The 24,719-nt window shown below is 63.8% G+C and carries 24 protein-coding genes and 1 pseudogene; 16 read left to right on the forward strand and 9 right to left on the reverse strand.

Going from position 1 to position 24,719, the window contains the following annotated elements; genetic code table 11:
- Nucleotides 1-9 precede the first annotated feature (9 nt).
- Nucleotides 10-1,167 carry an L-dopachrome tautomerase-related protein gene (locus FRAAU_RS08060; protein ID WP_014403051.1) on the reverse strand — a complete coding sequence of 386 codons (1,158 nt, stop codon included), beginning with the start codon at nt 1,165-1,167 and terminating at the stop codon, nt 10-12.
- A gap of 345 nt (nt 1,168-1,512) precedes the next feature.
- On the opposite strand from FRAAU_RS08060, the gene FRAAU_RS08065 reads away from it, so the two are divergent.
- Complete coding sequence (locus tag FRAAU_RS08065; RefSeq protein WP_014403052.1) at nt 1,513-2,421, forward strand: LysR family transcriptional regulator; 909 nt, start codon at nt 1,513-1,515, stop codon at nt 2,419-2,421.
- A gap of 15 nt (nt 2,422-2,436) precedes the next feature.
- Here the strand turns inward: FRAAU_RS08065 and FRAAU_RS08070 are convergent, their stop codons facing one another.
- Nucleotides 2,437-3,789 (reverse strand): FAD-dependent oxidoreductase, encoded by a 1,353-nt coding sequence (locus tag FRAAU_RS08070; RefSeq protein WP_014403053.1) that lies wholly within the window; start codon nt 3,787-3,789, stop codon nt 2,437-2,439.
- Nucleotides 3,790-4,001: 212 nt separating this feature from the next.
- Between FRAAU_RS08070 and FRAAU_RS17685 the strand changes: the two genes are divergently transcribed.
- The gene (locus tag FRAAU_RS17685) at nt 4,002-5,243 is read left to right on the forward strand and encodes an AbrB family transcriptional regulator (protein WP_083841148.1); all 1,242 of its coding nucleotides are present in this window, start codon (nt 4,002-4,004) and stop codon (nt 5,241-5,243) included.
- A 306-nt stretch (nt 5,244-5,549) separates the two neighbouring features.
- On the opposite strand, the pseudogene FRAAU_RS08075 reads toward FRAAU_RS17685, so the two are convergent.
- The 5 genes and pseudogenes from FRAAU_RS08075 to FRAAU_RS08095 all read right to left on the reverse strand — a co-directional run.
- Nucleotides 5,550-6,641, reverse strand: a pseudogene (locus FRAAU_RS08075) (PepSY-associated TM helix domain-containing protein); the annotation flags it as partial.
- A gap of 3 nt (nt 6,642-6,644) precedes the next feature.
- On the reverse strand, nt 6,645-6,911 hold the full coding sequence (locus tag FRAAU_RS08080) for a hypothetical protein (protein ID WP_014403055.1): 267 nt from the start codon (nt 6,909-6,911) through the stop codon (nt 6,645-6,647).
- Entirely contained in the window at nt 6,908-7,177 is a 270-nt protein-coding gene (locus FRAAU_RS08085) for a hypothetical protein (protein ID WP_041270470.1), read from the reverse strand. The genes FRAAU_RS08080 and FRAAU_RS08085 overlap by 4 nt, the downstream gene beginning before the upstream one ends.
- A gap of 288 nt (nt 7,178-7,465) precedes the next feature.
- A complete protein-coding gene (gene phaR, locus FRAAU_RS08090) occupies nt 7,466-7,984 on the reverse strand; it encodes a polyhydroxyalkanoate synthesis repressor PhaR (protein ID WP_014403057.1) in 519 nt (172 codons plus the stop codon).
- A gap of 166 nt (nt 7,985-8,150) precedes the next feature.
- The gene (locus FRAAU_RS08095; protein ID WP_052317983.1) at nt 8,151-8,963 is read right to left on the reverse strand and encodes a TatD family hydrolase; all 813 of its coding nucleotides are present in this window, start codon (nt 8,961-8,963) and stop codon (nt 8,151-8,153) included.
- Between the two features lie 207 nt (nt 8,964-9,170).
- Between FRAAU_RS08095 and FRAAU_RS08100 the strand changes: the two genes are divergently transcribed.
- The gene (locus FRAAU_RS08100; protein ID WP_014403059.1) at nt 9,171-9,839 is read left to right on the forward strand and encodes a glycine zipper 2TM domain-containing protein; all 669 of its coding nucleotides are present in this window, start codon (nt 9,171-9,173) and stop codon (nt 9,837-9,839) included.
- Nucleotides 9,840-9,995: 156 nt separating this feature from the next.
- On the opposite strand, the gene FRAAU_RS08105 is transcribed toward FRAAU_RS08100, so the two are convergent.
- Both FRAAU_RS08105 and ygfZ read right to left on the reverse strand, forming a co-directional pair.
- Nucleotides 9,996-10,430 (reverse strand): cell wall hydrolase, encoded by a 435-nt coding sequence (locus FRAAU_RS08105; protein WP_014403060.1) that lies wholly within the window; start codon nt 10,428-10,430, stop codon nt 9,996-9,998.
- Between the two features lie 429 nt (nt 10,431-10,859).
- Nucleotides 10,860-11,639 carry a CAF17-like 4Fe-4S cluster assembly/insertion protein YgfZ gene (ygfZ, locus tag FRAAU_RS08110; RefSeq protein WP_014403061.1) on the reverse strand — a complete coding sequence of 260 codons (780 nt, stop codon included), beginning with the start codon at nt 11,637-11,639 and terminating at the stop codon, nt 10,860-10,862.
- Nucleotides 11,640-12,069: 430 nt separating this feature from the next.
- On the opposite strand from ygfZ, the gene sdhC reads away from it, so the two are divergent.
- The 13 genes from sdhC (at nt 12,070) to lpxK (ending at nt 24,651) form a co-directional block, all read left to right on the forward strand.
- Nucleotides 12,070-12,465: a succinate dehydrogenase, cytochrome b556 subunit gene (gene sdhC / locus FRAAU_RS08115; RefSeq protein WP_014403062.1), complete on the forward strand. Its 396-nt coding sequence runs from the start codon at nt 12,070-12,072 to the stop codon at nt 12,463-12,465.
- Nucleotides 12,462-12,848 carry a succinate dehydrogenase, hydrophobic membrane anchor protein gene (sdhD, locus tag FRAAU_RS08120; protein WP_014403063.1) on the forward strand — a complete coding sequence of 129 codons (387 nt, stop codon included), beginning with the start codon at nt 12,462-12,464 and terminating at the stop codon, nt 12,846-12,848. The genes sdhC and sdhD overlap by 4 nt, the downstream gene beginning before the upstream one ends.
- Before the next feature lie 19 nt (nt 12,849-12,867).
- On the forward strand, nt 12,868-14,655 hold the full coding sequence (gene sdhA / locus FRAAU_RS08125) for a succinate dehydrogenase flavoprotein subunit (protein WP_014403064.1): 1,788 nt from the start codon (nt 12,868-12,870) through the stop codon (nt 14,653-14,655).
- Nucleotides 14,656-14,679: 24 nt separating this feature from the next.
- Nucleotides 14,680-15,465, forward strand: coding sequence for a succinate dehydrogenase iron-sulfur subunit (locus tag FRAAU_RS08130; protein WP_014403065.1), 786 nt, complete (start codon nt 14,680-14,682; stop codon nt 15,463-15,465).
- A 74-nt stretch (nt 15,466-15,539) separates the two neighbouring features.
- Nucleotides 15,540-15,809: an FAD assembly factor SdhE gene (locus FRAAU_RS08135; protein ID WP_014403066.1), complete on the forward strand. Its 270-nt coding sequence runs from the start codon at nt 15,540-15,542 to the stop codon at nt 15,807-15,809.
- Entirely contained in the window at nt 15,781-16,218 is a 438-nt protein-coding gene (locus tag FRAAU_RS08140; protein WP_014403067.1) for a protein YgfX, read from the forward strand. The genes FRAAU_RS08135 and FRAAU_RS08140 overlap by 29 nt, the downstream gene beginning before the upstream one ends.
- Before the next feature lie 79 nt (nt 16,219-16,297).
- Nucleotides 16,298-17,545, forward strand: a complete 1,248-nt coding sequence (locus FRAAU_RS08145) for a lipoprotein-releasing ABC transporter permease subunit (protein ID WP_041270472.1) — start codon at nt 16,298-16,300, stop codon at nt 17,543-17,545.
- The gene (gene lolD, locus FRAAU_RS08150; RefSeq protein ID WP_014403069.1) at nt 17,538-18,263 is read left to right on the forward strand and encodes a lipoprotein-releasing ABC transporter ATP-binding protein LolD; all 726 of its coding nucleotides are present in this window, start codon (nt 17,538-17,540) and stop codon (nt 18,261-18,263) included. Before FRAAU_RS08145 ends, lolD begins: the two co-directional genes overlap by 8 nt.
- Nucleotides 18,264-18,351: 88 nt before the next feature.
- Entirely contained in the window at nt 18,352-20,670 is a 2,319-nt protein-coding gene (locus FRAAU_RS08155; RefSeq protein ID WP_014403070.1) for a DNA internalization-related competence protein ComEC/Rec2, read from the forward strand.
- A 125-nt stretch (nt 20,671-20,795) separates the two neighbouring features.
- On the forward strand, nt 20,796-21,440 hold the full coding sequence (locus FRAAU_RS08160) for a MotA/TolQ/ExbB proton channel family protein (protein WP_014403071.1): 645 nt from the start codon (nt 20,796-20,798) through the stop codon (nt 21,438-21,440).
- A gap of 19 nt (nt 21,441-21,459) precedes the next feature.
- Nucleotides 21,460-21,885: an ExbD/TolR family protein gene (locus FRAAU_RS08165; RefSeq protein WP_014403072.1), complete on the forward strand. Its 426-nt coding sequence runs from the start codon at nt 21,460-21,462 to the stop codon at nt 21,883-21,885.
- Nucleotides 21,882-23,666, forward strand: coding sequence for a lipid A export permease/ATP-binding protein MsbA (gene msbA / locus FRAAU_RS08170; RefSeq protein ID WP_014403073.1), 1,785 nt, complete (start codon nt 21,882-21,884; stop codon nt 23,664-23,666). Before FRAAU_RS08165 ends, msbA begins: the two co-directional genes overlap by 4 nt.
- A complete protein-coding gene (gene lpxK, locus FRAAU_RS08175) occupies nt 23,614-24,651 on the forward strand; it encodes a tetraacyldisaccharide 4'-kinase (protein ID WP_014403074.1) in 1,038 nt (345 codons plus the stop codon). The genes msbA and lpxK overlap by 53 nt, the downstream gene beginning before the upstream one ends.
- Nucleotides 24,652-24,719 lie beyond the last annotated feature (68 nt).

Consider the following 24,719-nt stretch of genomic DNA (forward strand, 5'->3'; position numbering starts at 1 on the left):
GACGGCTGTTCAAGCATGCAGCGGCGCGCCGATATAGTCCGGCAGCTTGACGCGATAGATCTGGAACGGCAGTTTGACCAGATGCTGGTCGCCGCCCGGGCCCTGCAGCCAAGGCAGATTGGGGACCTGGCTGATCGGCATGTAGAGATAGCGGTCGCGGGTGATATACATGGCGTCGACGCCCCACAAGCGGTCATCTTCCAGCAGGAAGCGCAGGCTGCCATCAGGTGTCAGGATGCGTATCCGCGGTACGTCGGCTTCACCGAGTATGAGGTTGCCGCGATCATCCATGGCCGTACCGCCCAGTGTCGGCGTGTCATAGACGTATTCGATACGTGCCTCCAGCGCCTGCTCGCTGAGCGAGGTATCCCGCAGAGCTGCTGTCGGCACACGGTACAGCGGTCCGGAGGCCGGCTGGTAATAAAGCCATTGGCCATCCGGGCTCAGTTCGATGGGGTCGGCCTGGGTCTGGGCCGGTTTGCCGTCGATCAGCATGGGGCGATTGCCGCGACCGAGCTTGGGTCGGACCTGCTTGGTGGTCGGACTGCCGGCCAGCCGGCGCAGCGCCTTGCCGGTCCTGAGATCGATGACGATGATGGCGCCAAGACCTGAATCGGTTACATACATCCACTCGTCACGGATCCGCAGGTCGTTGAACAGAGCACCCGGGGGCATGATGTCGGTGCCGAAGCTGAGATTTCGAAGAATCCTGCCCGTGTCCGCGTCCAGCTGCACCAGCTTCTGGGCGCCCGCTGGTGCGGCCTGCTCGCCGGGCACAATGCCCTGATCGACGGCCCACAGGGTCTTGCCGTCAAAACAGTTCAAGGCATTGACGCAGATAAAATGCTCACGTCGGTCGGCACCTGGCGTCCAGCTGTTCCAGCCCTTGCCGGGAAAGGGCTGCAAAGAGCCATCGCTCTGGATGCGCACGACCGATGGCGTTTCTTCGAAGCCTTTCCATCGCGGCATGCCGGAAAATTTCCGGCCATCGGGCAACACCACGATGGAATTCCACAGATGGCGCGGTGATTCGGCGACCAGCTCCAGTTCGGGCTGATGGCTTGCGTAGGCCAGAGCAGCGGGACTGCGGGCCAGCAAGGCCGCCGTACCGCCGAGGGCCGCCAGTTGGCAGAAGGAACGACGCGACAAGATCGGAGGGTAAGTCATGGGAGCGCTCTTTTTTCAGGGCATGCAGCAGCGGCCGAAATGATTGCCGGGGCTGATGCGGGCCCGTGGTGGCAGGAGCCGCCCATGGCCGGGGCGGCAGACGATGCATCCTAGGCAGCACTCAGGGCCAGGGTCTAAGTCAATTGTTCTAGCCTGCCATACCTTTTTTGAATGGATCCAGGTCCGTCCGGAGAGGCCGGTATCGCCCCCTCGACTGCTGCACCGCCGCATCCGGAAAGCGGCGATACCGGTCGGTGCTGCACCGTGTCAACAGCCTTCCGTGGAGTGCGTATACCATGTATCGACACGGTGCCGGGTCGGGTACTGTCAGCCGTGAAGGTGTTCATGCTAGAGATCAATCAACTACGTTGCTTCGTGGCGGTGGCTGAAGAACTGCATTTCAGCCGTGCCGCGGAACGTCTGCACATGACCCAGCCTCCCTTGAGTCGGCAGATACAGTTGCTGGAGCACAGCATCGGGCTGCCTTTGTTCGTTCGCAGCAACCGGATGGTGAGACTGACCCCTGCCGGACGTAATCTGCTGCCCGAGGCGCGCTCCATTCTGCGGCTGGCCGAGCAGGCGAGGCACTCCGCCCTGAGGGTGGGCCTGGGCGAGGAAGGTCGGGTGGTGATCGGTTTCACCGCCGTGGCCGGCTACCAGTTTCTGCCCGACATGCTGGCGGGGCTGCGCAAGGCCTTGCCGGGCATCGACCTGCAGTTGCGCGAAATGGTCACGGCCTGGCAGCTGGAAGCGCTGGAGCAAGGCCATCTGGATCTGGGCCTGCTCCGCCCCTCCAGTCGTGGCGAAGGCCTGCAGAACCGCTGCGTCGGCAGTGAGTCGCTGGTGGCCGCACTCCCCGCGGAGCATCCCTTGGCCAAGTTGCGAAGCCTGCATCTGAACGACTTCAATGATCAGGCGATGGTGATGTACTCGCCTGACGAAGCACGCTACTTCCACGACCTGGTCCGGCAGGTCTTCCACGCGCAGCAGGTCTATCCCCGCTATGAGCAGCATGTCGGTCAGGTCCATTCGGTACTGGCCCTGGTCCGCTCCGGCTTCGGCGCGGCACTGGTGCCCGAATCGGCGAGCCGCTTGCATTATGAAGGCCTCGTCTATCGACGGGTCGGCGGGCTGGCCCCGGCCAAGCCGGTGGAACTGCATATGCTCTGGCGGCACGACAACGACAATCCTGCGCTGGCCCGGGTGCTGGCGCATCTGGACCGACAGCACCGGGCGCGTCGGGAGGGCCGTTGAACCCGGCGTGGGCGCTCAGCACAGATACCGCTTGGGTTTGCCCATCAGCACAAACTCCTCGGCCGTCGACGGATGCAGGGCCATGGTCCGGTCGAAATCATCCTTGCTGAGGCCGGCCGTCACGGCCATCGCCAGGCTCTGGATGATTTCAGGGGCGTCATTGCCGTGCATATGGATGCCGAGCACCTTTCTGTCCACGGGGCTGGCCAGCAGTTTCAAATAGCAGCGTTCCCGGCTGGTACCGAAAGCCAGCCGCATCGGCCGGAAATCGGACTCGTAGACGGCGGTGCCCGGTGGACACTCACCTTCGGCGAGGCCGACGCTGGCGGCCGGTGTCAGGCTGAACACGGCGGTAGGCACGTGCTGCAGGGAGGGAGGCGGCCGCTCCGAGGCGGCGAACAATCGATCCGCCAGCCAGCGACCTTCGGCAACGGCCACCGGAGTCAGGTCCTTGCGATGGGTGATGTCGCCTACCGCATAGAGTCCCCGAACCGCTGTCTGCAGCTGGGCATCGACCGGTACGGCGCCACCGGCAGTCAGCTCGAGTCCCACCCGTTCCAGTCCCAGGCCTGCGGTATTCGGTCGTCGCCCCAGCGCCACCATCAGATAGTCCGTCGTTTCACTGCCGGTGCCGACATGCAATTGCCAGCCATCCGCCCGTCTGGTGACCTGCTGCGGCAGCGCGCCGGCATGCAAGGCGATACCCTGCTGCTGCAAAGAAGTGGCAATTCGCCGGCGAATATCCGGATCGAAGCCACGCAAGGGCAGGTCGCCGCGATAGCGCATGCTGGCGGCGCAACCCAACCCCGCCAGAATGCTGGCAAATTCCACGGCGATATAGCCGCCACCCAGAATCGTGAGCCGCCCGGGCAGGCGCTGCAGGTCCAGTACCTCGTCGGATCCCGCGGCCTGTTCGGCACCCGGAATCAGACTGTGGTCGGCACTGGCACCGGTGGCCAGCAAGATATGCGGCCCCTGCAGATGCTGTTGGCCCACCACGATTTCACCGCCGGCCTCCAGTCGCGCCCGTCCGGGCACCAGCTCGACGCCACTGTCTGCCAGCAGCTGCCGGTAGAGCTGCTCCAGCCTCGCGGTTTCGGTTGCCTTGGCTCGGGCCCAATGGCTCATCGAGAACTCCGGCGCAGCCGGCCACTGCCATCCGAAATCCGACGCTTCGGCCAGAGCGGCGCCATGGCGGCTGGCGTACATCAGGAGTTTTTTGGGCACGCAGCCACGCAGTACGCAAGTGCCGCCGACCCGGGCCTGCTCGATGATGGCAACGCGTGCACCGTGACTGGCGGCGCGGCGGGCGGCGGCGACACCGCCTGAACCTGCGCCGATGACGATGAAGTCGAACGTGCGTGACATGGCCATCCTCCAGTCGTTCCGAGGCGAGAGGCCTTGATGATACGCCGGAGGTGGCTTCAGGGGACCTGCGGCGGCGCAACAGAATTCACAGAGAGTTGATCGCACGCTCATCTGCTGATGCTCACGACAACAGATAGGATCGATTCAAGTGGCTGTTGCCGGGCGCCACTCCGACGGATCTTTGTGCCCACCACTCACGGAATGGAGCGAGCATGAGGCGAGACCCTGACGGCATATGGCACAAGGCCGGCGGCTGGGCAGGATTGCTGCTGCTGACAACGATCTGCGTCGGGTTGCTGGAATGCCTTCATCAGCCGGCGGCCTTGCTGCTGGGCGCGATGCTGGCTGCGGTCATGCTTGCGGTGAGCGGTCGGACGCCGGCGCTGCCCAGCCAGGCACTGGCCATGGCGCAGGGTGTGGTCGGTTGCATGATTGCCCGTTGCATCCGGCTTCCTGCGCTGCAGCAGATGATTTTGCATTGGCCGGTATTTCTGGGTGGCGTGATGGCGGTAGCGGCTGTCAGCTATCTGTTGGGTTGGTTGCTGATGCGTTGGCAGGTTCTGCCGGGAAATGTGGCGATCTGGGGCGCCTCGCCGGGCGGCGCCACCGCGATGGTGGTATTGGCTGAGTCGCTGGGCGCCGATGTCCGGCTGGTGGCTTTCATGCAATATGCGCGCGTGATCCTAGTGGCGCTGATGGCCTCTGTGGTGGCCTCATTGTTGAGCAGCCCTTCGCCACCCACCGGGGGCGGCACGGGCTGGTGGGCTCCTGTGTCGTGGCGCTGGCTGCTGGCAACCCTGCCGCTGGCCGCCAGTGGCTGGTGGCTGCGTCGCTGGCTGCGAGTGCCAGCGGCCGCCTTGTTGCTGCCTCTGGTCCTGGGCAGTCTTCTGCAGGACGTGGAAGGGTTCCGGATCGAACTGCCGCGTCCGTTGCTGGCCATCAGCTATGCACTGATCGGCTGGCATATCGGCCTGCGTTTCTCGCTGCACACGTTGCGGGCGGTGGTCAGGGCCATGCCGGTGGTGGTGCTGTCGACCCTGTGTCTGCTGGCACTGTGCGGAGGCTTGTCGGTGCTGGTAGCGCACTGGTTGAAGATGGACCCGTTGTCGGCTTATCTGGCCATGAGCCCGGGAGGCGTCGATTCGGTGGCGATCATCGCCGCGGCCAGCCCGGATGTGGATGTTTCGTTCGTGATGGCGATGCAGACCGCCCGGTTCCTGCTGATCCTGCTGGCCGGTCCCTGGCTGACCCGCTGGCTGGCCGGGCGGGCGGCGATCCCCCCCCGCAGGTGTTCAACGACGGGCCCAGACACTGTGCGGATCACCATGGCGGGCGCGGTGGTGCGAGGCACGGGCGAGGCCGAAGAAGCCGAAGCCGAGCAACAACCCGACCAGATCGACGGCCAGCACGCTGCCAGTCAAGGAGTCGGTACGGGCCCACAGCCTGGGCAGTAAGTACAGCAGATGCAAACCGGCGGTGAGGACGGTGACCCAGGCGGTTGCCAGGCACAGCTCGCGGCTGGCAGCAGGAATGGGACGCCAGGCGGCATAGCCGCAAGCTCCCAGCCAGGTGCCGAAGAAACTGGCAATCAGCAAGGTATCGGAGGCCCGCTCCGTCGCGGCGGCGGCCCAGGTGACGGCGAACACGGTGCTGATGGCAAGGCAGCTGCCCAGACAGGCACCGAGCGTCGCTCTGGCCATGAAACGGACCGAACGGGGCTGTTGCTGATGCCTGCGTTTGCGGCGCGACTCCAGCCACAGCAGATTGCCGGAATAGAACAGGAAGGCGCCGGCCAGACCCAGCAGGAAATACAGCCATTGCACCATGCGACCGCCGAAGTTGCCGAAGTGCAGTCCATACATGGATGATGACAGGCTCTGGTCGAGACTGGCATGACGTCCCAGGCTGGCGCCCAGCAACCGGCCATCGGCGACATCCAGCCTGACGGTGCCGTAGGTGGCGAGGGTGTGCCCGGGCGTGCCGCCGACTTCGACCTGTCCGTCGGCCTGGCCGTAATGGGTGAAATGCAGATATTCGGGTTCAAACCCGGGGCTGCCGGCATCTGCCGCCGCACGTTTGGCGTATCGCAACAGATCGTTCACGGGCAGGGGCTGGCGTGGCCCGTGAGTCGGGGTGTCTGCCTGCATGACGGTCACGCTGACCGACTGGGCATAGCGGCTGGGCAGCTCCGGATCAAATGTGAGCTTGCCCATGGCCGTCAGGACCACCGCGGAGAGGCAGAACAAGGCGCCGGTCAGAGCGAAAATGATGTGGAAAGGCAGGCTCAGCACGCCGATGGCGTTGTGTGCATCGCTCCACAGACGTTTGAGATTGGACCCGGGGTGCAGCGCGAACAATTGCCGGACCATGCCAGGCAGATGAATGATGAGGCCCGATACCAGCGCCAGCCCGTACAGCAGGCTGACGATGCCCATCAGATAGAGTCCGGGGGTCGAGGCTGCAAGGCTGTAATGCAAGGCATAGATGAAATCCGCCAGGCGTCCGTCCGGGCCATGCGTCGACGGATGGCTGTCGGCCCCGGCCAGCAGATACTGAAGCCTGCCCTGGCTGAACCAGTACAGATAGGGCGGGCTCCCCCCCTCCGGCAGCATCAGACTGAAGTCGTCGCGGGCTGCCGGGACTTCACGAACCAGTCGATCCAGCAAGGTCTGGGCAGGCTGGGCTGCCGCCCCGCCATCCTGCCACGGCGGAGACTGCCAGCGATCGATGTCGCTGCGAAAGACGCTGAGTGCGCCCGCATAGAAAGCGATGAACAACGCGAAGCCGGCCAGCAGACCGCTCCAGGTGTGGACCTGCTGGTAGATGCGCAAGGTGGCGGGACGGATCTTCATGGATCAGATCGTGACTCCGTGGTGGAGCCAGCCCAGCGCGGCCATGCCGATCAGATCAAGCATCCCCAGCAGCAGCCATGCCCGGCGCGCGCTGGAACACATGAAGCTGGCGGCAATGACGGCAATCCAGCCTGGAAAGAACAGGATCAGGGCGGGTACCAGCACAGCCTGGCCATGGGCCGGCAGATGCCACAGGCCAAGCGCGACGACTTGCGCACACAGGATAAAGCCGAGCACGCTGCCGGCCAATGCCTTGCCCATAATGCTCATCGGCGCAGCGGTGCAAGGCGGCTGGCACGTGCCAGTCGAGCGTGACGCAGCCACCCCAGATAAGGGGCCGTGGCCCAGACCAGCATGCTGGTGGTCAGCCAGGCGGCGGGCCCGGCACTGAGCCCAAAGGCATGACACCATGGCAGCAGCGAGGCGAGCCAGAAGCAGACGGCTGGATGGCGCCGGCGGGCAGGCAGGGCTTGCGGCAGCCAATTCTGGTTGGGGTGAACCAGATACAGCAGTCCTGCGCAAAACAGGTTGAGCATAAGAGCCAACCACGTCATGGATTCGGGCCTGCAGTCATGGCGCCGGACCACCGCGCCGCAAGCAGGGAGCCGGCAGACATCCACGATCGGTTCAAATGGCTCAGGGCTGCTTCAACGCCATGGCGCGCAAGCAGGGTCCACCCGCCTGCAGTGGCAGCCTGGTGGTGATACTCATGTTGGAGGAGATGAGGCGCGTGATGCACGGGAGTCCTGCAGGCCGGCGACGAAACAAATGATAATCACTATCATTGGTTTTCGGCTAGCCCCGGCCTGCAGTCTTGTGCCGGTTCAGCTTTTCTTGCTGCCGGGAGCTCCGTAGCGATGGCTGTCGCCACCGGAACTGCCAGTGGCACCGGGAGGGCGGGCTGCAGCATCAAGAAAGCCTCGCTGCATGGTCTTCCACAAGTCCAGATTGCGCTCGGTAAGATCGTTGAAAATGGCCCAAGGCGTCTGACCCAGCAAGCTGTTCAGCTGGGTGCGGAATTGCTGCTGTTGATCCAGGAATACCTGCAGGCTGCGTTCCAGATAAGGGCCCATGAAGCCCTGCAGAGAGTCCCCGTAGAAGCGGATGATCTGGGTCAGCAGCTGAGGAGACAGCATCGGCTGGCCCTTGCCCTCATCCTCGGAAATGATCTGCAGCAGCACAGAGCGGGTCAGGTCATCGCCGTTTTTGGCGTCACGAATCTCAAAACTATCGCCGTCGACCACCAACTGACGGACATCTTCCAGAGTGATATAGCTGGAGATCTCCGTGTCATAGAGGCGACGGTTCGGATATTTTTTGATGATACGAGTTGTCTGCGTCATGTTGCCACACTATCAGTCCGTGGCGCATTGCACCAGTGCTGTCGGCAAAGAAAATTGCTGCAATATTCAGCTGCAGCATTTTCCACGAAAAAACAGGTCTTGCTGATCGGGCACTGAGAAGCGTCCGGCCCGACGGGGCGGATCATGCAGCAAAAATTCACGAATATCAATCGGCTGTGAACGGAGATGGTGCCTCGACACCAGGCCTGACCGGCAGGCGGAAAAGCGAACAGGTATTGTCCAGGGTCTGGCGGGCAAGGGCGGTCGTGCTTGTGCAGCGCAGATCTGCCACGCTTTGCAGCACATTCAGCAGCCGCACAGGGAGATTGCGCTGTCCTTGGTAGCCAGCGACTGGTTGGTCCGGAGCATCGGTTTCCAGCAGGATCCGCTCGACCGGCATGCTCTGGACGATGCCTCGCAGGCGTTGGGCGCGGGGATAGCTGACGGTGCCGCCGATACCGAGGTGAAAGCCCAGGCCCAGCAGCTGGTCGGCTTGCTGGCGACTGCCGGCGAAGGCGTGGATGACGCCGCGCAGGCCGGGCTGGCGGCGCAACTGGGCAATCACCTCGTCCATGGCCTTGCGGGCATGGACGATGACGGGAAGTTCCAGCTGCGCAGCCAATTGCAGCTGTTGACGGAAATACCACTGCTGGGTTTCGCGATCACTGTCTGGCGCATGGAAATCCAGCCCTATTTCACCGACAGCTACGGCCTGGCCCGGGCGTTCCAGCAGCCAGGCCTGCAGTGCAGCGATGTCTTCCGGGCAATGGTTGGCCAGGAACAAGGGGTGCAGCCCGTAGGCGGCATGAATGCCGGACTGGCGGGCAAGCTGTTCCACGCGTGGCCAGTCACGGCGACGGGTGGCCGGCACGATCTGCTCGCAGATGCCGTGCCGGCGCGCGTCCCGGATCAGGCTGTCGCGATCGGGATCAAAGCGGGGGTCATCCAGATGGACATGGCTGTCGGCAAGTTCATTCATGGTCGTAGCGTCGCGGATGCAGGCCAGCGCGGCAAGCGGCGTGTGGCCGGTAAAGGCACAGGGGTACTCAGCGGCCACGATTCGTGGTCTGATTCCGTTCAGTGGCAAGGTAGTCCAATGGACCAGTCGCCGTTGCTGCCGGCCATGCCGGCGCGACGGCGCGATGGATTCAATGCAAGCATTCGAAACATTAGGGAGTGAGGGGTTATGAAACTGGTCAACGCCGCTTGGATGGTTGGTGTATCGGGGGCCATGGCCATGGGGCTGGCTGGCTGCAATCGGCCGGCAAGTGCCGACGCCAACAATGCGCCAGCCGCGGCTCCGGTGGCCGCGCCGGCTGCGCCGCCGCCTGCTGCCGCTCCACCTGCAGCCGCTCCGCCGGCCGTGACCCAGGCGCCCGCGCCGCCGGCGGCGGCACCCAGTGCTCCGGCCGGGCCGCAGTACGCCCAGGTGGTATCGGTGCGTCCGATCAAGTCAGGCGGCACCCCGGCACGTGAAGTCTGCAGGGATGAAGTGGTACAGCAGGAGGCACCACCCAAGGATCAGCATCGCATTGCCGGCACCGCCATCGGCGCCGTGGTTGGCGGACTGCTTGGCAACCAGATCGGACATGGCGGCGGTCGCACGCTCGCGACCCTGGCGGGCGCGGCGGCAGGCGGCTACGGCGGCAACAAGGTGGAAGGCCATTACCAGAAGCCTACCTATACCAGCCAGACCGTGCGCCGCTGCAGCACCGTAGCGGCCGTGCCGGCCAAGACGGTGGCCTATGAGGTCAGCTATCTCTACAACGGCGTGACGCAGAAGGTGCGTATGGATCACAATCCAGGCGACCGGGTGCAGATCCAGCAGGGCGTCAGCGTCGTGGGTGCGAAATAAACCGGCATTCACGGCAACGAAGTTCTTTGCACCGAGCTGGCGTGCGATCGGCCAGCTTGGGTCAGCCACAAAAAAGCCCCCGCATGCGGGGGTTTTTCGTATCCGTCAGATATGTGTCGCAGAGCGGGTGGTTGCGTACCCGGCCGGCTTGTCGGTTCAGTCCACGGCGTAAAAGCGATGCGCACCGATGGTGGTGATGGCGCGGCTGTGCAGCCAGCGAGGGCTGGTGCTGACCGTGGCGAAATGATCGGCATGCGGCACCAGGACCGTCCGTTCATCGACCGGCAGTTTCCAGTTGGCGATGGCATAGCTGGCAACCTGCCAGGCCTTGGCATAGGCGTCGGCGTTGTCGACATCGAAGTTGCGCGGTGTCGTGGACACGGCAAACTGATGCGGGGCTTTCACCACGTCGCAGACGCTGGTGCCTTGGGCGCTGTGTTCACGCCGGCGCAATGCGACCTCGGCGACCGCCTGCTGGCCGATGCTGGACTGGCTGCGGGCTTCGAGATAAACCGTGGTGGCCAGACAGGTCTGGTCGGCGACGGGCTGCGGCAGTACCGAAGTCAGCCACAACAACAGAGATAGTTTCATTGAATGTTCTGCCTCCAACGTGCTGTACGCACATGCCGTCAATGACAATGCATATGCGCCGTTGCGGTGGACGGGCGGGCAGGCCGTTCCACCTGGATTGCCACCTGACGGCATTCAAGGCGTCAAGGTGAGTTGCCACGGGATTGTGGCGGGCACCCGCAAAACCGGGTGCCGAAACCGGGAAAGGCCGCCTGTGGCTGGCCTCGCCTTGTGCTTCACTCATCAAGCGGCGTGATGAATGATCTTGGGCTGTGGACCAGCGCATTCGCTGATCTGCCGCCTCGGCCCGAAAGCCTGTCGAAGTGCAGGCTGGTTGATGGGGTTGGCGGAGACTACTGGCTGGCGATGCAAATGGCAAGACTGCATCGCAGCAAATTTACCAACGACTCAGCTTGTTACAGTGGATTCTGCATGCAGTGCGGCAAAAAATCACGGCGCCCAGCGCTGGCGTACGAGAAAGCCGGTCGGCTCGATCTGGTCGTTCAATACGGCCAGTACGGATTCGCCGCGGGTGACGGCGAACGGGTTCAGCAGCTGCCCTGCCGGAGTCTCGTCCAACTGCAGTGATTCGGCCGGTGCTGCCGCCTGTTGCGCTTCCAGAAGCGCAAGATGGCGTTTCAGGCCTCCGCGATAATGCAGTCGCGCGACGATTTCCTGGCCGGGGTAGCAGCCCTTGTCAATGGCCAGACCGCCCAGACGATGCAGTGACAAGGCGGGGCCGACATGGACCCCTTGCGCCGCCTCCGGCAGCCAGGGCCAGCCGGCCTGGATCTGACGCTGGAGCCAGGCCGGATCGCCGGCCACCTCGGGGCCGACCGCCATGCTGTAGTCGCCGAAGCCCCAGTGCTGCCCTCCGGTCCGCGGGTCGAGACGGACCGCATGCTCGGCCAGGGCTGGGCCGCTGCCGATCGGCAATGCCGTCCGGGCCGTGATCTGGACCTTGCTGCGAAAGACATAGAGGCGCAGTGCCTGGGCCAGGCTGGCTGCGTCACCTCCGCGCAGCAGGATGACCAGATGCTGCGCATCGATCCGGGCGAGTTGCAATAGCCAGCGGACCCGGCCTTGCGGGTCCAGCCAGGCGCTGGCCTGCCATTGACCGTCCTCCAGAGTCAACAGGTTGCTGCTGAACTGGCTCTGGGCGAAGCCGATGGCGTCTGCGCCGCGGATTTCCAGCAGCTGGGCCGACAAGATAGATGAGGCATGGGTCATGGTCTAACCGTGGGCGAATGTATTCGCTCGATAGATGGGGGTGCCGGGAGCATAATCCACCACGGCGCTCAGTTCGGCTTTTGAATATCGAGGATGCGATTATTTCTGGATGTCAAGAGGTTGTGCTGCTTTGCCGCAAGTACTACGATTTCGCCGTTTTCAAAGCCACAGCCGTACCAGTTCTCCGATTTCGATGACTGCCTTCGGCGCTGCATCCTGCATGATGCGCGAAGGCGTGCTTGAACGACCGCAGGCCGACCTCGGTGAGGCCGCAACTGAGTCGCGCGAATGCGCCTCGCTACCATGCACGGGAACAGCCCCGGGCCGTCGTACATGCCGGCGACGCCAGTCTTGGCGTTGATGCGGGCGGGAAGTCGGGGCCGGGCGGCCGCTGGACTTGATCAAGCGATTCCCAACCAGGATAGCCGCCATGGCAGATACGCGAAGACCGCTTTCCCCTCACCTCCAGATCTACAAGTGGCAAGTGCAGATGGTGACCTCGATTCTGCATCGAGCCACCGGCATCGCCCTCGCCGTTGGTACGATCGTGGTGCTGTGGGGTGTATTGGCTCTGGCCTCCGGCGAGGCCGCTTACGACAGCTTCAAGTCGGTGGCCGGCAGTCCGCTGGGCCTGCTGCTGCTGTTCGGCTGGAGCTGGGCCTTGTTTTATCACTTGTGCAATGGCGTTCGCCATCTGGTGCAGGATACGGGGGCGGGATATGCCAAGCCGCAGTTCATCCGTTCCAGTTGGCTGTCGGTGATCGCCAGCGTGGTTCTGACCGTGCTTGTCTGGGCTTGCGTGCTGATGCAGGGAGGTGCGGCATGAAGCCTTCGATGCGCAATCCCTTGAAGCGTGCGCGCGGCATGGGTTCCTCGCAGTTCGGCGTCGGGCATTGGTGGCAACAGCGCGTGACGGCTGTCGCCTTGGTGGTGCTGGTGTTGTGGCTGGTCTACACCCTGCTGGGGCTGGTCCATGCTGATTACGCAACCGCTCACGCGGTGATGGCGCGGCCATTCAATGCGGTGCTGCTGATCGCCTTCTCCATGGCCGTGTTCTGGCATGCCGCACTCGGCTTGCAGGTGGTGATCGAAGACTACGTGCACACCCGTTGGAAGGAGGTCCTTCTGCTGGTGTTGATCAAGTTTGCAGCGGTGCTCGGTGTTCTGGCGAGCGTATTGGCAGTCCTGCGCATCGCGCTGGCCTCCTGAGTGGCGGAGCAATAAGTCGATGGAAAGCTACAAGATCCAGCAGCACAAATATGACGTCATCGTGGTCGGTGCCGGTGGCGCAGGGCTGCGTGCCACCTTCGGCCTGGCCGAGAAAGGTCTGAAGGCCGCCTGCATTACCAAGGTGTTTCCCACCCGCTCGCATACCGTGGCGGCCCAGGGCGGCATTTCCGCCGCATTGGGCAATATGGGCGAAGACGACTGGCGTTTCCATTTCTACGACACCATCAAAGGTTCGGACTGGCTGGGCGATCAGGACAGCATCGAATACATGTGTCGCGAGGCGATTCCCGCGATCATCGAGCTGGAGCACTACGGCGTTCCGTTCTCGCGTACCGAGGAGGGCAAGATCTATCAGCGCCCCTTCGGTGGCATGACCACGCATTACGGCAAGGGTACGGCCCAGCGCACCTGCGCCGCCGCCGATCGTACCGGTCACGCCATCCTGCATACCTTGTATCAGCAGGCGTTGGCGCATGACGCGACCTTCTTCATCGAGTATTTCGCGATCGATCTGATCTTCGACGAAGAGGGTGTCTGTCGCGGTGTATTGGCCCTGGACATGAACGAGGGCACCTTGCACGTGTTCCGCGGTCACGCGGTGGTGCTGGCGACCGGCGGCTATGGCCGCGCCTACTTCAGTGCAACCTCGGCCCATACCTGTACGGGCGATGGCGGTGGCATGGTGCTGCGTGCGGGTCTGGCGCTGCAGGACATGGAGTTCGTGCAGTTCCATCCTACCGGCATCTATGGTGCCGGCTGCCTGATCACCGAAGGCGTGCGTGGCGAGGGCGGCTATCTGACCAATTCCAAGGGGGAGCGCTTCATGGAGCGCTATGCCCCGAACGCCAAGGATCTCGCTTCCCGCGACGTGGTCAGTCGCGCGATGACCATGGAGATCCGCGAAGGTCGTGGTGTCGGCGAGCACAAGGATCACATCCATATCAATCTGATGCATCTGGGTGCGAACGTGATCCATGAGCGTCTGCCCGGCATTGCCGAGTCGGCGCGCATCTTTGCCGGCGTGGACGTGACCAAGGAGCCGATTCCGGTGATCCCGACCGTGCATTACAACATGGGCGGTATTCCGACCAATTACCACGGTGAAGTGGTGCAGAAGCGCGGCGATGATGTCGATGCCGTGGTGCCCGGTCTGTTCGCTATCGGCGAAGCGGCCTGCGTGTCGGTGCATGGTGCCAATCGTCTGGGCTCCAATTCACTGCTGGATCTGGTGGTATTTGGTCGCGCCGTGTCACATCGTTGCGCGGAGCTGATCAAGCCTGGTCAGGCCCACAAGGATCTTCCGGCCAGTGCGCTGGACAAGGCCTTGGGGCGTTTCGATGATCTGCGTCACGCCAAGGGTGGCCTGCCGACGGCGAAGATCCGCGCCGAAATGCAGCGCACGATGCAGTCCGACGCGGCGGTATTCCGTACCAGCCAGACCTTGAAAGAGGGGTGCGGCAAGATCTCGAAGATCTACGACTCCTTCAAGGATGTTTCGGTCAGCGATCGGTCGCTGGTGTGGAATACCGATCTGACCGAGACCCTCGAACTGTCGAACCTGCTGCCGCAAGCCGTGGCGACCATGTACTCGGCCGAGCAGCGTCACGAGAGCCGCGGCGCGCATGCGCACGAGGATTTCCCGGATCGCGATGACCACAACTGGCAGAAGCACACGCTGGTGTCGGTGGATGCGCAGGGGCGTGCCGGTTTCGATTTCCGGCCGGTGCACATGTATACCCTGACGTCCGATGTCGACGTCGTTCCGCCCAAAAAGCGCGTGTATTGAGTCAACCGGACTGGAGAGGCAAACGTGGCCGAGTTTTCACTACCCAAGAACTCCAAGATCCAGCAGGGCAAGCATTTTGCCGCCCAGGGTGCAAAGCAGCCTCGCACCTTCCGGATCTATCGCTGGACGCCGGAAGACGGCAAGAACCCGCGCATCGATACCTATGAGGTCGATCTGGCGACCTGCGGGCCGATGGTGCTGGACGCCTTGCTGAAGATCAAGAACGAGATCGATCCGACCTTGTCCTTGCGTCGCAGCTGCCGGGAAGGCATCTGCGGCTCCTGTGCGATGAATATCGATGGCACCAACACGCTGGCCTGCACCAAGGCGATCGGCGAATGCGGCTCCGGCGATGTCAAGATCTATCCGCTGCCGCATATGCCGGTGGTCAAGGATCTGGTGCCGGATCTGACCCATTTCTATGCCCAGTTCTCCTCGATCAAGCCCTGGCTGCGGACCCAGAGTCCGGCTCCGGCGGACAAGGAGCGGCTGCAGTCGCCGGATGACCGCAAGAAGCTGGACGGTCTCTACGAGTGCATCCTTTGCGCCTGCTGCTCGACCAGCTGCCCAAGCTACTGGTGGAACGGTGATCGTTATCTGGGGCCGGCGATTTTGCTGCAGGCTTATCGCTGGGTGGTGGATTCGCGTGACGAGGATACCGGCAGCCGGCTGGATGATCTGGAGGATCCGTTCAAGCTGTATCGCTGCCATACCATCATGAATTGCGCGCGGACCTGCCCCAAGGGTCTGAATCCGGCCAAGGCCATTGCCGAAATCAAGAAGCTGATCGTCGAGCGGCGGACCGGCTGATCACTGACGGCAGGTGCACATCCTCACGGGCAGCCTGCAGGCTGCCCGTGACGTATCCGGTGTAGGCTGAGACCATGAATGCAAATCTTGATGCAAGCGACGAGGCCCGGTTCAAGCGGCTGCAGTGGCGTTGCCGGCGTGGCACCCGCGAGCTGGATCGGCTGTTCGGCGGCTGGCTGGAACGGAACTACTGGCTGGCAGAGGCCGAGACGCGGCAGGCCTTCGATGCGCTGATGGAGGCGCAGGACCCTGATCTCTGGGACTGGGTGATGGGGCATGCCCGGCCGCCGCGTGCCGATTGGCAACGGATCATTGATGCCATCCGCGCCCATCATCAGCTTTGATTTCAGGCCATCCCGCCGGATCCGGCGAGGGGGCTGCCTGATTGCCGTCGTGGCGGCGATCAGTCCTTGGTTGAGTGGTGCCCCCGGCTGGGTTAGCGTCCTGCTGGATGGCATGGTGTTCTGGCGTGTCGTCGTCGGCCGTCGAATACCGGTCGCGCCCATGCCCGTGGTATGGCTGGCGGATGCCCGCTGGCTGCTGGCGGCGGGTCATCCGGATGAGGCGGAGTGGAGCTTGCGTCGGAGTTGGCGGCTGGGGTCCTGGCTGGTAGTGGAGCTTCAGGCTCCGGATCGGCGATGCGGGCTGTGGCTGGGGCCGGACAATATGCGGGCAGCCACCCTGCGCCGGTTGCGGGCGCGACTGGCACTGACCCGGGTCGAGAAAGCCGCCCATCAGCATCCGCTGGCCTGAACCGGCTTCATGAGGCCTGCCTGCGACGGCGGCCTGAATGCTATTGTATGCGGCTACGTTCCCGTATCGGCCCCACTGCATGTTCCGACCGCTCGAGCTCTTTATCGGCCTGCGTTACGCCCGCGCCAGACGTCGCAGCCAGTTCATTTCGTTCATCTCGGTGGTTTCCATCGTCTGCATCACGATCAGCGTGATGGCGCTGATCACGGTGATGTCGGTGATGAACGGGTTCGACTACCAATTGCGATCAAGGATTCTGGGTGCCGTCTCGCATGTCACCATCAGTGCCTATCCTGGCGAGGCTTTGCCGGCCTGGCAGCAGGATCTCGCCGAGGTCCGCAAGCTGCCTCACGTGGTGGGTGCAGCACCGTATCTCGAATTGCAGAGTTTTCTGGCCGGTCGCGGTTCCACCGGTGCACAGATCCGTGGCGTGGATCCTGCCATCGAGCCACAGGTGTCAGCCTTCAATGCCCATATGGTGACCGGCCAGTTCCAGAGCCTGCAGCCAGGGAGCTGGCATATTCTGCTGGGCAATGACCTGGCCACCAAGCTCGGCCTTGCCGTGGGGGACAAGGTGCTGGTGGTGATTCCGCGCATGCATTCCTCGCCTTTGACCGGAAGTCTGCCGGTGACCCGCAGCTTTACCGTCAGTGGCATCTATGCCCTGGGCATGGAGGAATATGACGCCAACATGGCGCTGATCGATATCCATGATGCCGAGGCCTTGCAAGGCATCCACGGTCCGGGCGGCATCCGGGTCCAGCTTGACGACATGAACCGTGCCGCCCAGGTGGCCAGGCAGTTGCAGAACGGGCTGGGGCCGCAGGTTTTCGTATCGACCTGGATGGATGACAACAGCAATTTCTTCTCGGCACTGGCCATGGAGAAGAAGGTGATGTTCATCATCCTCTCGCTGATCGTGCTGGTGGCGGTGATCAACCTGGTGTCGATGCTGATGATGCTGGTCACCGACAAGCAGGCCGAGATCGCGATTCTGCGCACCCTGGGTTCGACCCCGCGCAGCATCATGGGCACCTTCATGGTGCAAGGGGTGCTGGTCGGTGTGGTGGGAATCGCGCTGGGGGTCAGCCTGGGGTGTCTGCTGTCCTGGCAGGTGCCGGCGATCGTCAAGCTGATCGAGCGGATCTTCCATGTCACCTTCCTGTCTCCGGACGTGTATTACATCAGCGAGGTGCCCAGTCGCCTGGATCCGGTGGATGTGCTGGCCGTGGCCGTGGTGACCTTTCTGTTCGCCCTGCTGGCGACGATTTATCCGGCGTGGCGCGCCTCGCGGACCCAGCCTGCGCAGGCCTTGCGTTATGAATAAGCGTTACGAGATGGATAATCGGGTGATCGTGCGTGCCGACGATGTCGGCAAGGTCTATCAGGAAGGGGCGATGCAGACGCCGGTGCTGCAACATGTCAGCTTCGAGCTGCGGCGCGGAGAGACGCTCGCCATCGTCGGCGCCTCGGGTTCCGGCAAGAGCACCTTGCTGCATATCCTGGGTGGCCTCGATACCTTGAGCCATGGCGAAGTCGAGGTGGATGGCCGCAAGCTGTCGAGCCTGTCGGATGCGGCCCGCGGCAAGGTCCGCAATCACTCGATGGGCTTTATCTACCAGTTTCATCATCTGCTGCCGGAATTCACCGCCCTGGAGAATGTGGCGATGCCGTTGCTGATTCGCGGCGAGTCGATTCCGGCGGCACGCGAGGAGGCGACGGCCTTGTTGCAGCGGGTCGGCCTCGGTCATCGACTGGAGCATCGTTCGGCCGAGCTGTCCGGCGGCGAACGTCAGCGCTGTGCCATTGCGCGAGCGCTGGTGACGCGGCCGGCGGTGGTGCTCGGTGACGAGCCCACCGGCAATCTGGACGAATCCAATGCGGCGCAGGTCTATCAGCTGATGCTGGAGCTGAATCGGGAAATCGGCACGGCCCTGATCCTGGTCACCCATGACCGTCGGCTGGCCCGCCGCATGGATCGCACCCTGGAGCTGGTCAGCGGGGTACTACAGCCCGTCGCGGCCGAGGCTGACGTCGCCGGCTGAACTGCCGCGGCAAACTGCCCTGATCCGGAGGTGATCAGGCAAGCCCATGTCGCCACTCCGAGACGGATCAGCCGGAGGGAGGCAGGGCATGATGGTGGGGCGCGGGTCCGGATTGACGCCGCCGCGAGCGACGCTGACCTTGTTGGCCGGGGTGCTCGCGGTGCAGTGGCTGCCCCGCCTGTGGCCGGTGTGGCTGAGCCTCGGATTGATGCTGCTGGCAGGTCTGCTGGCGCTGCTGGCCGGACCACGCAGCTGGTGGCCGGCCTGTGCCGTGGCCAGTATCTGCTGGGCGGCCTGCTGGGGCCAGGCAGGCATGGATGCGCGCTGGCCGCGTGCATGGGAAGGGCGTGATGTCTGGATGCGCGGTCAGATCATTGATCTGCCGCAGGTTCAGCCCGGCGCCACCCGTTTTCTGATGGATGTGCACAGCTTGAGGGGGCAGCCTCCTTGGCATGGCCGGGTGCGCGTCAGCTGGTATCGGGCGCCGCCTTTGCAGCCTTGCCAGCATTGGCGGTTGCAGCTGCGATTGCGCCGGCCGCGCGGTCTGATCAATCCCGGCACCGCCGACAGTGAACGCTCGGCCCTGGAGCACGGCCTGCATGCGGTGGGCTATGTCCGCGATCCGGGCATGGCCCGCCGGCAGGGGCGGAGCGTCTGTATCGACGGACTGCGGGCGCGGCTGGCCGAGGGGATCGCGGGACAGCTGCCTGGTCGTCACGCCGCGGCCCTGCTGCGGGCCTTTGCTGTCGGCGATATTCGGGGTTTGAGCGAGGCGGACTGGAGTGTGGCGCGAGCCAACGGCATTCCGCATCTGATCGCGATTTCGGGGTTCCATGTCGGCATGGCCGGCTGGCTGGGAGCGATGCTGCTGCAGGGGTTGTATCGCTGCTTTCCCGGCTGGGGGTTGCGCTGGCCGCGGCCGCTGGCTACTCAGACCGCGATGCTGGTGTTTGCGGCAGCCTATTGCGCGCTGGCCGGATTCGGCATTCCCTGTGTCCGTACCTTGCTGATGATGGCGGCGGCGATGCTGTTTCGCAGTCTGCGACGGGCCACTCGTCCGGCTACCGGTTTGCTGCTGGCCTTGGCGGCCGTGCTGCTGGTGGATCCGCCCGCCAGCCTGGGCGCCGGATTCTGGCTGTCGTTCGTCGGCGTCGGCCTGCTGATGTACGGGCTGCAGGAGAACGGTCACGGACTGATGGCGCAAGTGAAGGAGATGACTCGGGGGCAATGGCTGATGACAGCATCGATGTTGCCCTTGACCTTGTGGTTCTTTGGCGAGGCCTCCTGGGTCGGTGCGGTTTCCAATCTGCTGGCCGTGCCGCTGATCAGCTTCGTGGTCGTGCCGCTGGTCCTGCTCAGTCTGCCGCTGCTATGGCTGGGAACGTCCGCTGCCCTGATCCTGCTTTGGCCGGCGGCACTGGTCACGGACGGCTTGTGGTGGCTGCTGCAGTGGCTGGGTCGCTGGCCGGGTGCGCACTGGCATCCGCCGGTGCCGGATCTGGCCGCGCTGGGGCTGGGAACCTTGGGCGTGGTCTGGCTGTGGCTGCCGCGCGGCTTGCCATTGCGATGGGCGGGGATGCTGTTGCTGGCCCCGTTGCTGTGGCCGCCGGTGGGCCGGCCGGCGCCGGGCGGCTTCAGGATCTGGGCGCTGGATGTGGGCCAGGGGCTGGCCGTGCTGGTGGAGACCCGACACCATCTGATGGCCTATGATGCCGGCGCCCGCTATCCGTCCGGCTACGATCTGGGGGCGGCGGTGGTAGTGCCGGCGATCCACGCCAGTGGCGCGGCGCCATTGGATCTGCTGATCATCAGTCATGGAGACAACGATCATGCGGGCGGTGCCGTGGCCGTGGCGCAGGCCTTTCCGGCGGCTCGCCGGCTGTCGGGCGAGCCGGCACGGATGCGCTATGCCAGTCGATCCTGTCATGCGGGGCAGAACTGGCGCTGGGACGGGGTGATGTTTCGGGTGCTGGCACCGGCGGATGACGGGCAGCTGGCGGGGCGGGTACATGCCGGCAATGCGCGCTCCTGCGTGGTGCAGATCACCGGGTCGGGCGGCGGATTGCTGCTGACCGGAGATGTGGGGCGCGCGCAGGAGCTGGCGCTGGCCGGTGCCTTGCGGGCGCAGCCGGCGATGTTGCTTCAGGTGCCGCATCACGGCAGCCGCAGCGCCTCGGGGCCGGCCTTGCTTGATGCGCTGCGGCCGGGTCTTGCCTGGGTTTCAGCCGGTTGGCGCAACCCGTTCGGGCATCCCCATCCCAGCGTGATCGCCCGCTATCGACAGCGTGGCATTCAGGTGTGGAATACGGCCGAAACCGGCGCCTTGCAGTTCGATGTGCCGCCAGAAGGTGGTTTACGCCCGCCTCTGAGCTGGCGACAGCGGCAGCGTCGTTACTGGCGGGAATGACTGTTGGCGACCGGGGCACGATGACGGTGCCTGCGTGCGGGAATCCGGCATCTCGAGGCAGGGAGCTGGAACGCTGCTATCATGCGCGGTCTTGATTCAGGCCTGACGGGATTCCGGGAGCGCGTGTGCTGCAATTAGTAATGGCTGGTGGCTGGGCGGTATGGCCGATTCTGCTGTGTTCGGCCTGGGTGCTGGCGGTAGCCATCGAACGGGCCTGGGCCTTGCGGCGGCAGGCCGTGATGCCGCCGGGTCTCGCCGATGAGGTGGCGCGCTGGATCCAGTCCGGCATTGTCGACCCTGCTCACCTGCAGTCGCTGGCCGCGGCCTCGCCTCTGGGGCAGCTGCTGGCGTCGGCGTTGGAAGCCCGTGATCGGCCGCGCGAGCAGATCAAGGAGCGCCTGGAAGATACTGGCCGGCATGTGGTGTTCCGGTTGGAGCGACATTTGAGCGGTCTGGGCACGATCGCCTTGATCGCGCCTCTGCTCGGACTGCTGGGCACGGTGATCGGGCTGGTCCGGATGTTCATGACGGTGATGGGTGCGGGCATCGGTGACCCCGGCCAGATGGCCGGAGGCATCGGCGAAGCGCTGATCTGCACGGCAGGCGGTCTGGTAGTGGCGATTCCGGCCTACGTGCTGCATCGATGGTACCGGGCACGAATCGATGGCTATGTCGTCGAGATGGAGCAGCAGGCTGCCCGCGTGCTGGATCTGGTCACGGCCGCCGCTGCCCGGCGGGCCCGTCCGCGAAGCGCTGCATCCGCGCCATGAGTCGGGGAGGGCAGGTGAGATGCGTATAGGTACTGGCCGACGCCGGGATGAGTTTGAAATCAACGTGATTTCCCTGATTGACGTCCTGCTGACGTTGTTGATGTTTTTTGTGCTGACCACCACTTTTGTCAGGCAGCATGGCATGCAGGTCACCCTGCCCAAGGCCAGTCCGCAACCGGCAGCGGATGCCTCGCCCTTGCTGGTGGTCATCGACCGTGACGGCCGCGATTATGTCGGCGGTACTGCGGTGCAAGGTGATGATATGAAGGCCTTGAAGGACGCGATTCTCGCCGCCGCAGGTACGGATCGGCATGCTCCTGTTCTGCTCCAGGCTGATGCGCTGACTTCGCATCAGGATGTGGTGAAAGCCATGGATGCCTTGGGCCAGCTCGGTTTTGCGCGCTTGTCGATCGCCACCACCCCCGTCCATCCGGAGCACCGATGAGCAAGACCGGACACCGCAGCGATTTCAGAACCATTCTCAAGACCTATCGGCGACTGCTGACCTACAGCGGGACCTATTGGCTGGTCGGTGTGCTTGCCATGCTCGGCATGTTGATCGATGCCGGTGGTCTGACCGCCTTCTCGGCGATGATCAAGTCCATGGTCAATGACCTTTTCCCGCGGCCCGACATCAGCCTGCTGCACTGGATGCTGGGGGGGATACTGACGATTGCGATTCTGCGCGGCATTGGATCCTACGCCTCCGATTTCGGGATGGCCTATATCAGCCGGCATGTAGTGCAGGCCATGCGCAAGAACGTGTTCGATGCGTATCTGCGTCTGCCCAATGAGTTCTTTGCAAAGGAAGCCTCCGGTCATCAGATCAGTCGCATCGCCTACACCTGCGAGCAGGTGGCCCAGGCCTCCACCAATGCAGTGAAAGTGCTGATTACGGACGGTGCCACCGTTCTGGGCATGTTGGGCGTGATGCTGTGGAACAGCGCCTACCTGACGTTGGCGCTGTTGGTGATGCTGCCGACTCTGGCCTTGGTCGTTACTGTGATCAGTCGTCGCTATCGGCGATACAGCAAGCGTATTCAGGGCAATATGGGCAATGTGGCCAGCAGTGTATCGGAGGCCATCGGCGGGCGACGCGAAATCCGCATCTACGGAGGGCAGGGCAAGGAGAGCGAGCGCTTTGACAGAGTCTCGCAGCTGACCGCGCGCCTGGAGCTGAAAATCGCTTCTACCGGGGCCATTTCAAGCGCAGGTATGCAGATGACGGCCGCCATCGCATTGGCCGCGATCATTCTGCTGGCAACCCGTCCGGCGATGCTTGCCGGCGGGCACATGACTTCAGGTACATTTATGGCCGTATTGATGGCCATGGCTGGTTTGCTGGCGCCTTTGAAGCGGTTGGCCGGGGTGCAGTCCACCATCCAGAGCGGGGTGGTGGCCGCAGACGAGTTGTTCCAGATCATGGACACGCCTGCCGAACCCGATCAGGGGCGGCATGAGTTGCGGCGGGCCGAGGGCGAGATCGTGTTCCGTCATGTGGGTCTGACCTATCCGGGGGCCGATCACCCCGCGATCGACAATCTCGATCTGATCTGTCCACGCGGGAAAGTGACGGCTCTGGTCGGGCGCTCGGGCAGCGGCAAGAGTACGCTGGTCAGCCTCCTGCCACGCTTCAGTGTTCCGGATCACGGCCAAGTGTTGCTGGATGGGGTGCCGCTTGAGGAGTACACCCTCTCCAGCCTGCGTCGGCAGATTGCCTGGGTCGGTCAGCATGTGATGCTGTTCGACGATACCGTGGCCGCCAATATCGCTTACGGCGAACTGGCCAGTGCCAGCGAGGAACGCATTGTGGCGGCGGCGGAGGCGGCCAATGCCATGGAGTTCATCCGCGATCTGCCGCTTGGACTGCAGACCCCGATCGGCGAGGGCGGCCACTTGCTTTCCGGCGGTCAGCGGCAGCGTATCGCCATCGCACGGGCCATTTTGAAGGACGCGCCGATCCTGATCCTGGATGAGGCGACCAGTGCGCTGGATACCGAGTCCGAGCGCCTTATCCAGCAGGCCCTGCAGCGGCTGATCAAGGATCGGACCACCCTGGTGATCGCTCATCGCCTGTCGACCATCGAAGGGGCCGACCAGATCGTGGTGATGGAGCAGGGAAGGGTGATCGAGCAAGGCACCCACGGCCAGTTGATGCGGCAGGATGGTCGCTATGCAACGTTGTATCAGATGCAGTTCAGCGAGCAGGCCGCCGGTGACGATTGACGTCGGCCACCTGCAGGCCGGCTGGTATTCGCGCCGGCCTGTCTGGTGGGCCTGTCCGCTGGCCGGCCTGTTCGGTATCGTGACGGCGCTGCGTCGCCGACTGTATCGGACAGGGCGTTTGCAGCAGGTGCGGCTGCCGGTGCCGGTGATCGTGGTCGGCAATGTCAGCGTCGGCGGAACCGGCAAGACACCGCTGACGATAGCCCTGGCCCTGGCGCTGCAGGCTGCAGGTCATCGTCCCGGGGTCGTCAGTCGCGGTTACGGCGGCAGTCAGCAGACGCCGGCCTTGCTGGGCCCGGGTGCGGATCCGTCGCGCTATGGAGATGAACCCTGTCTGATCCGTGACAACGGTATCGAAGTCGCGGTCGGACGGGATCGGCCCGCGGCGGCCTGGCTGCTGCTGGCGATGGGCTGCGATGTGATTCTCGCCGATGACGGCCTGCAGCATTATCGCCTGGCTCGCGATATAGAAATCTGCGTGATCGACGGTGTGCGTCGCTTCGGCAATGGCTGGCTGCTGCCTGCCGGGCCGCTGCGAGAACCGGCCCGGCGAGCCCTGGCAGCTGATTTTCGCGTCTGCAATGGCGGCTCGCCGCAGGCCGGGGAATGGCTGATGAAATTGCAGGGCGATCAGGCGCTCAGGCTGGGCGCCCAGGACGAGTGCCGGCCGTTGAGCAGCTGGCGCGGGCAAACCGTGCATGCCGTCGCCGGGATCGGTCATCCGCCGCGATTTTTCCAGATGTTGCGAAACCAGGGCATGACGGTGATCGAGCATGCTTTTGCCGACCATCACCATTTCGTGGCCGATGACTTCGGTTTTGCCGACGATCTGCCGATCCTGATGACGGCCAAGGACGCCGTCAAATGCCGTGGTCTGGTCGGTGCCGACAGTTGGCTGGTGCCTGTGCGGGCCGACCTGGAGCCGGCTTTTTTCCAGCAATTGCTTCAACGTCTTTCTTCGCCGACGGCAGGTCGCGCTCCCTGACGGATTCCGCCGCTGATGATCTGCATCAGGAAGTTCATGCATGTTGCGGAAAACAAAAGAAATGATCT

The sequence above is a fragment of the Frateuria aurantia DSM 6220 genome, assembly GCF_000242255.2.
Lineage (GTDB): Bacteria > Pseudomonadota > Gammaproteobacteria > Xanthomonadales > Rhodanobacteraceae > Frateuria > Frateuria aurantia.

Bases quoted from the DNA above. Each gene is read 5' to 3' on its own strand.
- FRAAU_RS08155 (WP_014403070.1), top strand. From the start codon at position 18,352: ATGATGGTGGGGCGCGGGTCCGGATTGACGCCGCCGCGAGCGACGCTG.
- lpxK (WP_014403074.1), top strand. From the start codon at position 23,614: ATGCAACGTTGTATCAGATGCAGTTCAGCGAGCAGGCCGCCGGTGACG.
- FRAAU_RS17685 (WP_083841148.1), top strand. From the start codon at position 4,002: ATGAGGCGAGACCCTGACGGCATATGGCACAAGGCCGGCGGCTGGGCA.
- FRAAU_RS08145 (WP_041270472.1), top strand. From the start codon at position 16,298: ATGTTCCGACCGCTCGAGCTCTTTATCGGCCTGCGTTACGCCCGCGCC.
- FRAAU_RS08140 (WP_014403067.1), top strand. From the start codon at position 15,781: ATGCCATCCGCGCCCATCATCAGCTTTGATTTCAGGCCATCCCGCCGG.
- FRAAU_RS08060 (WP_014403051.1), bottom strand. From the start codon at position 1,167: ATGACTTACCCTCCGATCTTGTCGCGTCGTTCCTTCTGCCAACTGGCG.
- FRAAU_RS08085 (WP_041270470.1), bottom strand. From the start codon at position 7,177: ATGCTCAACCTGTTTTGCGCAGGACTGCTGTATCTGGTTCACCCCAAC.
- FRAAU_RS08065 (WP_014403052.1), top strand. From the start codon at position 1,513: ATGCTAGAGATCAATCAACTACGTTGCTTCGTGGCGGTGGCTGAAGAA.
- FRAAU_RS08100 (WP_014403059.1), top strand. From the start codon at position 9,171: ATGAAACTGGTCAACGCCGCTTGGATGGTTGGTGTATCGGGGGCCATG.
- FRAAU_RS08095 (WP_052317983.1), bottom strand. From the start codon at position 8,963: ATGAATGAACTTGCCGACAGCCATGTCCATCTGGATGACCCCCGCTTT.
- sdhC (WP_014403062.1), top strand. From the start codon at position 12,070: ATGGCAGATACGCGAAGACCGCTTTCCCCTCACCTCCAGATCTACAAG.
- sdhA (WP_014403064.1), top strand. From the start codon at position 12,868: ATGGAAAGCTACAAGATCCAGCAGCACAAATATGACGTCATCGTGGTC.
- ygfZ (WP_014403061.1), bottom strand. From the start codon at position 11,639: ATGACCCATGCCTCATCTATCTTGTCGGCCCAGCTGCTGGAAATCCGC.
- lolD (WP_014403069.1), top strand. From the start codon at position 17,538: ATGAATAAGCGTTACGAGATGGATAATCGGGTGATCGTGCGTGCCGAC.
- FRAAU_RS08070 (WP_014403053.1), bottom strand. From the start codon at position 3,789: ATGTCACGCACGTTCGACTTCATCGTCATCGGCGCAGGTTCAGGCGGT.
- sdhD (WP_014403063.1), top strand. From the start codon at position 12,462: ATGAAGCCTTCGATGCGCAATCCCTTGAAGCGTGCGCGCGGCATGGGT.
- FRAAU_RS08165 (WP_014403072.1), top strand. From the start codon at position 21,460: ATGCGTATAGGTACTGGCCGACGCCGGGATGAGTTTGAAATCAACGTG.
- phaR (WP_014403057.1), bottom strand. From the start codon at position 7,984: ATGACGCAGACAACTCGTATCATCAAAAAATATCCGAACCGTCGCCTC.
- FRAAU_RS08135 (WP_014403066.1), top strand. From the start codon at position 15,540: ATGAATGCAAATCTTGATGCAAGCGACGAGGCCCGGTTCAAGCGGCTG.
- FRAAU_RS08105 (WP_014403060.1), bottom strand. From the start codon at position 10,430: ATGAAACTATCTCTGTTGTTGTGGCTGACTTCGGTACTGCCGCAGCCC.
- FRAAU_RS08080 (WP_014403055.1), bottom strand. From the start codon at position 6,911: ATGAGCATTATGGGCAAGGCATTGGCCGGCAGCGTGCTCGGCTTTATC.
- msbA (WP_014403073.1), top strand. From the start codon at position 21,882: ATGAGCAAGACCGGACACCGCAGCGATTTCAGAACCATTCTCAAGACC.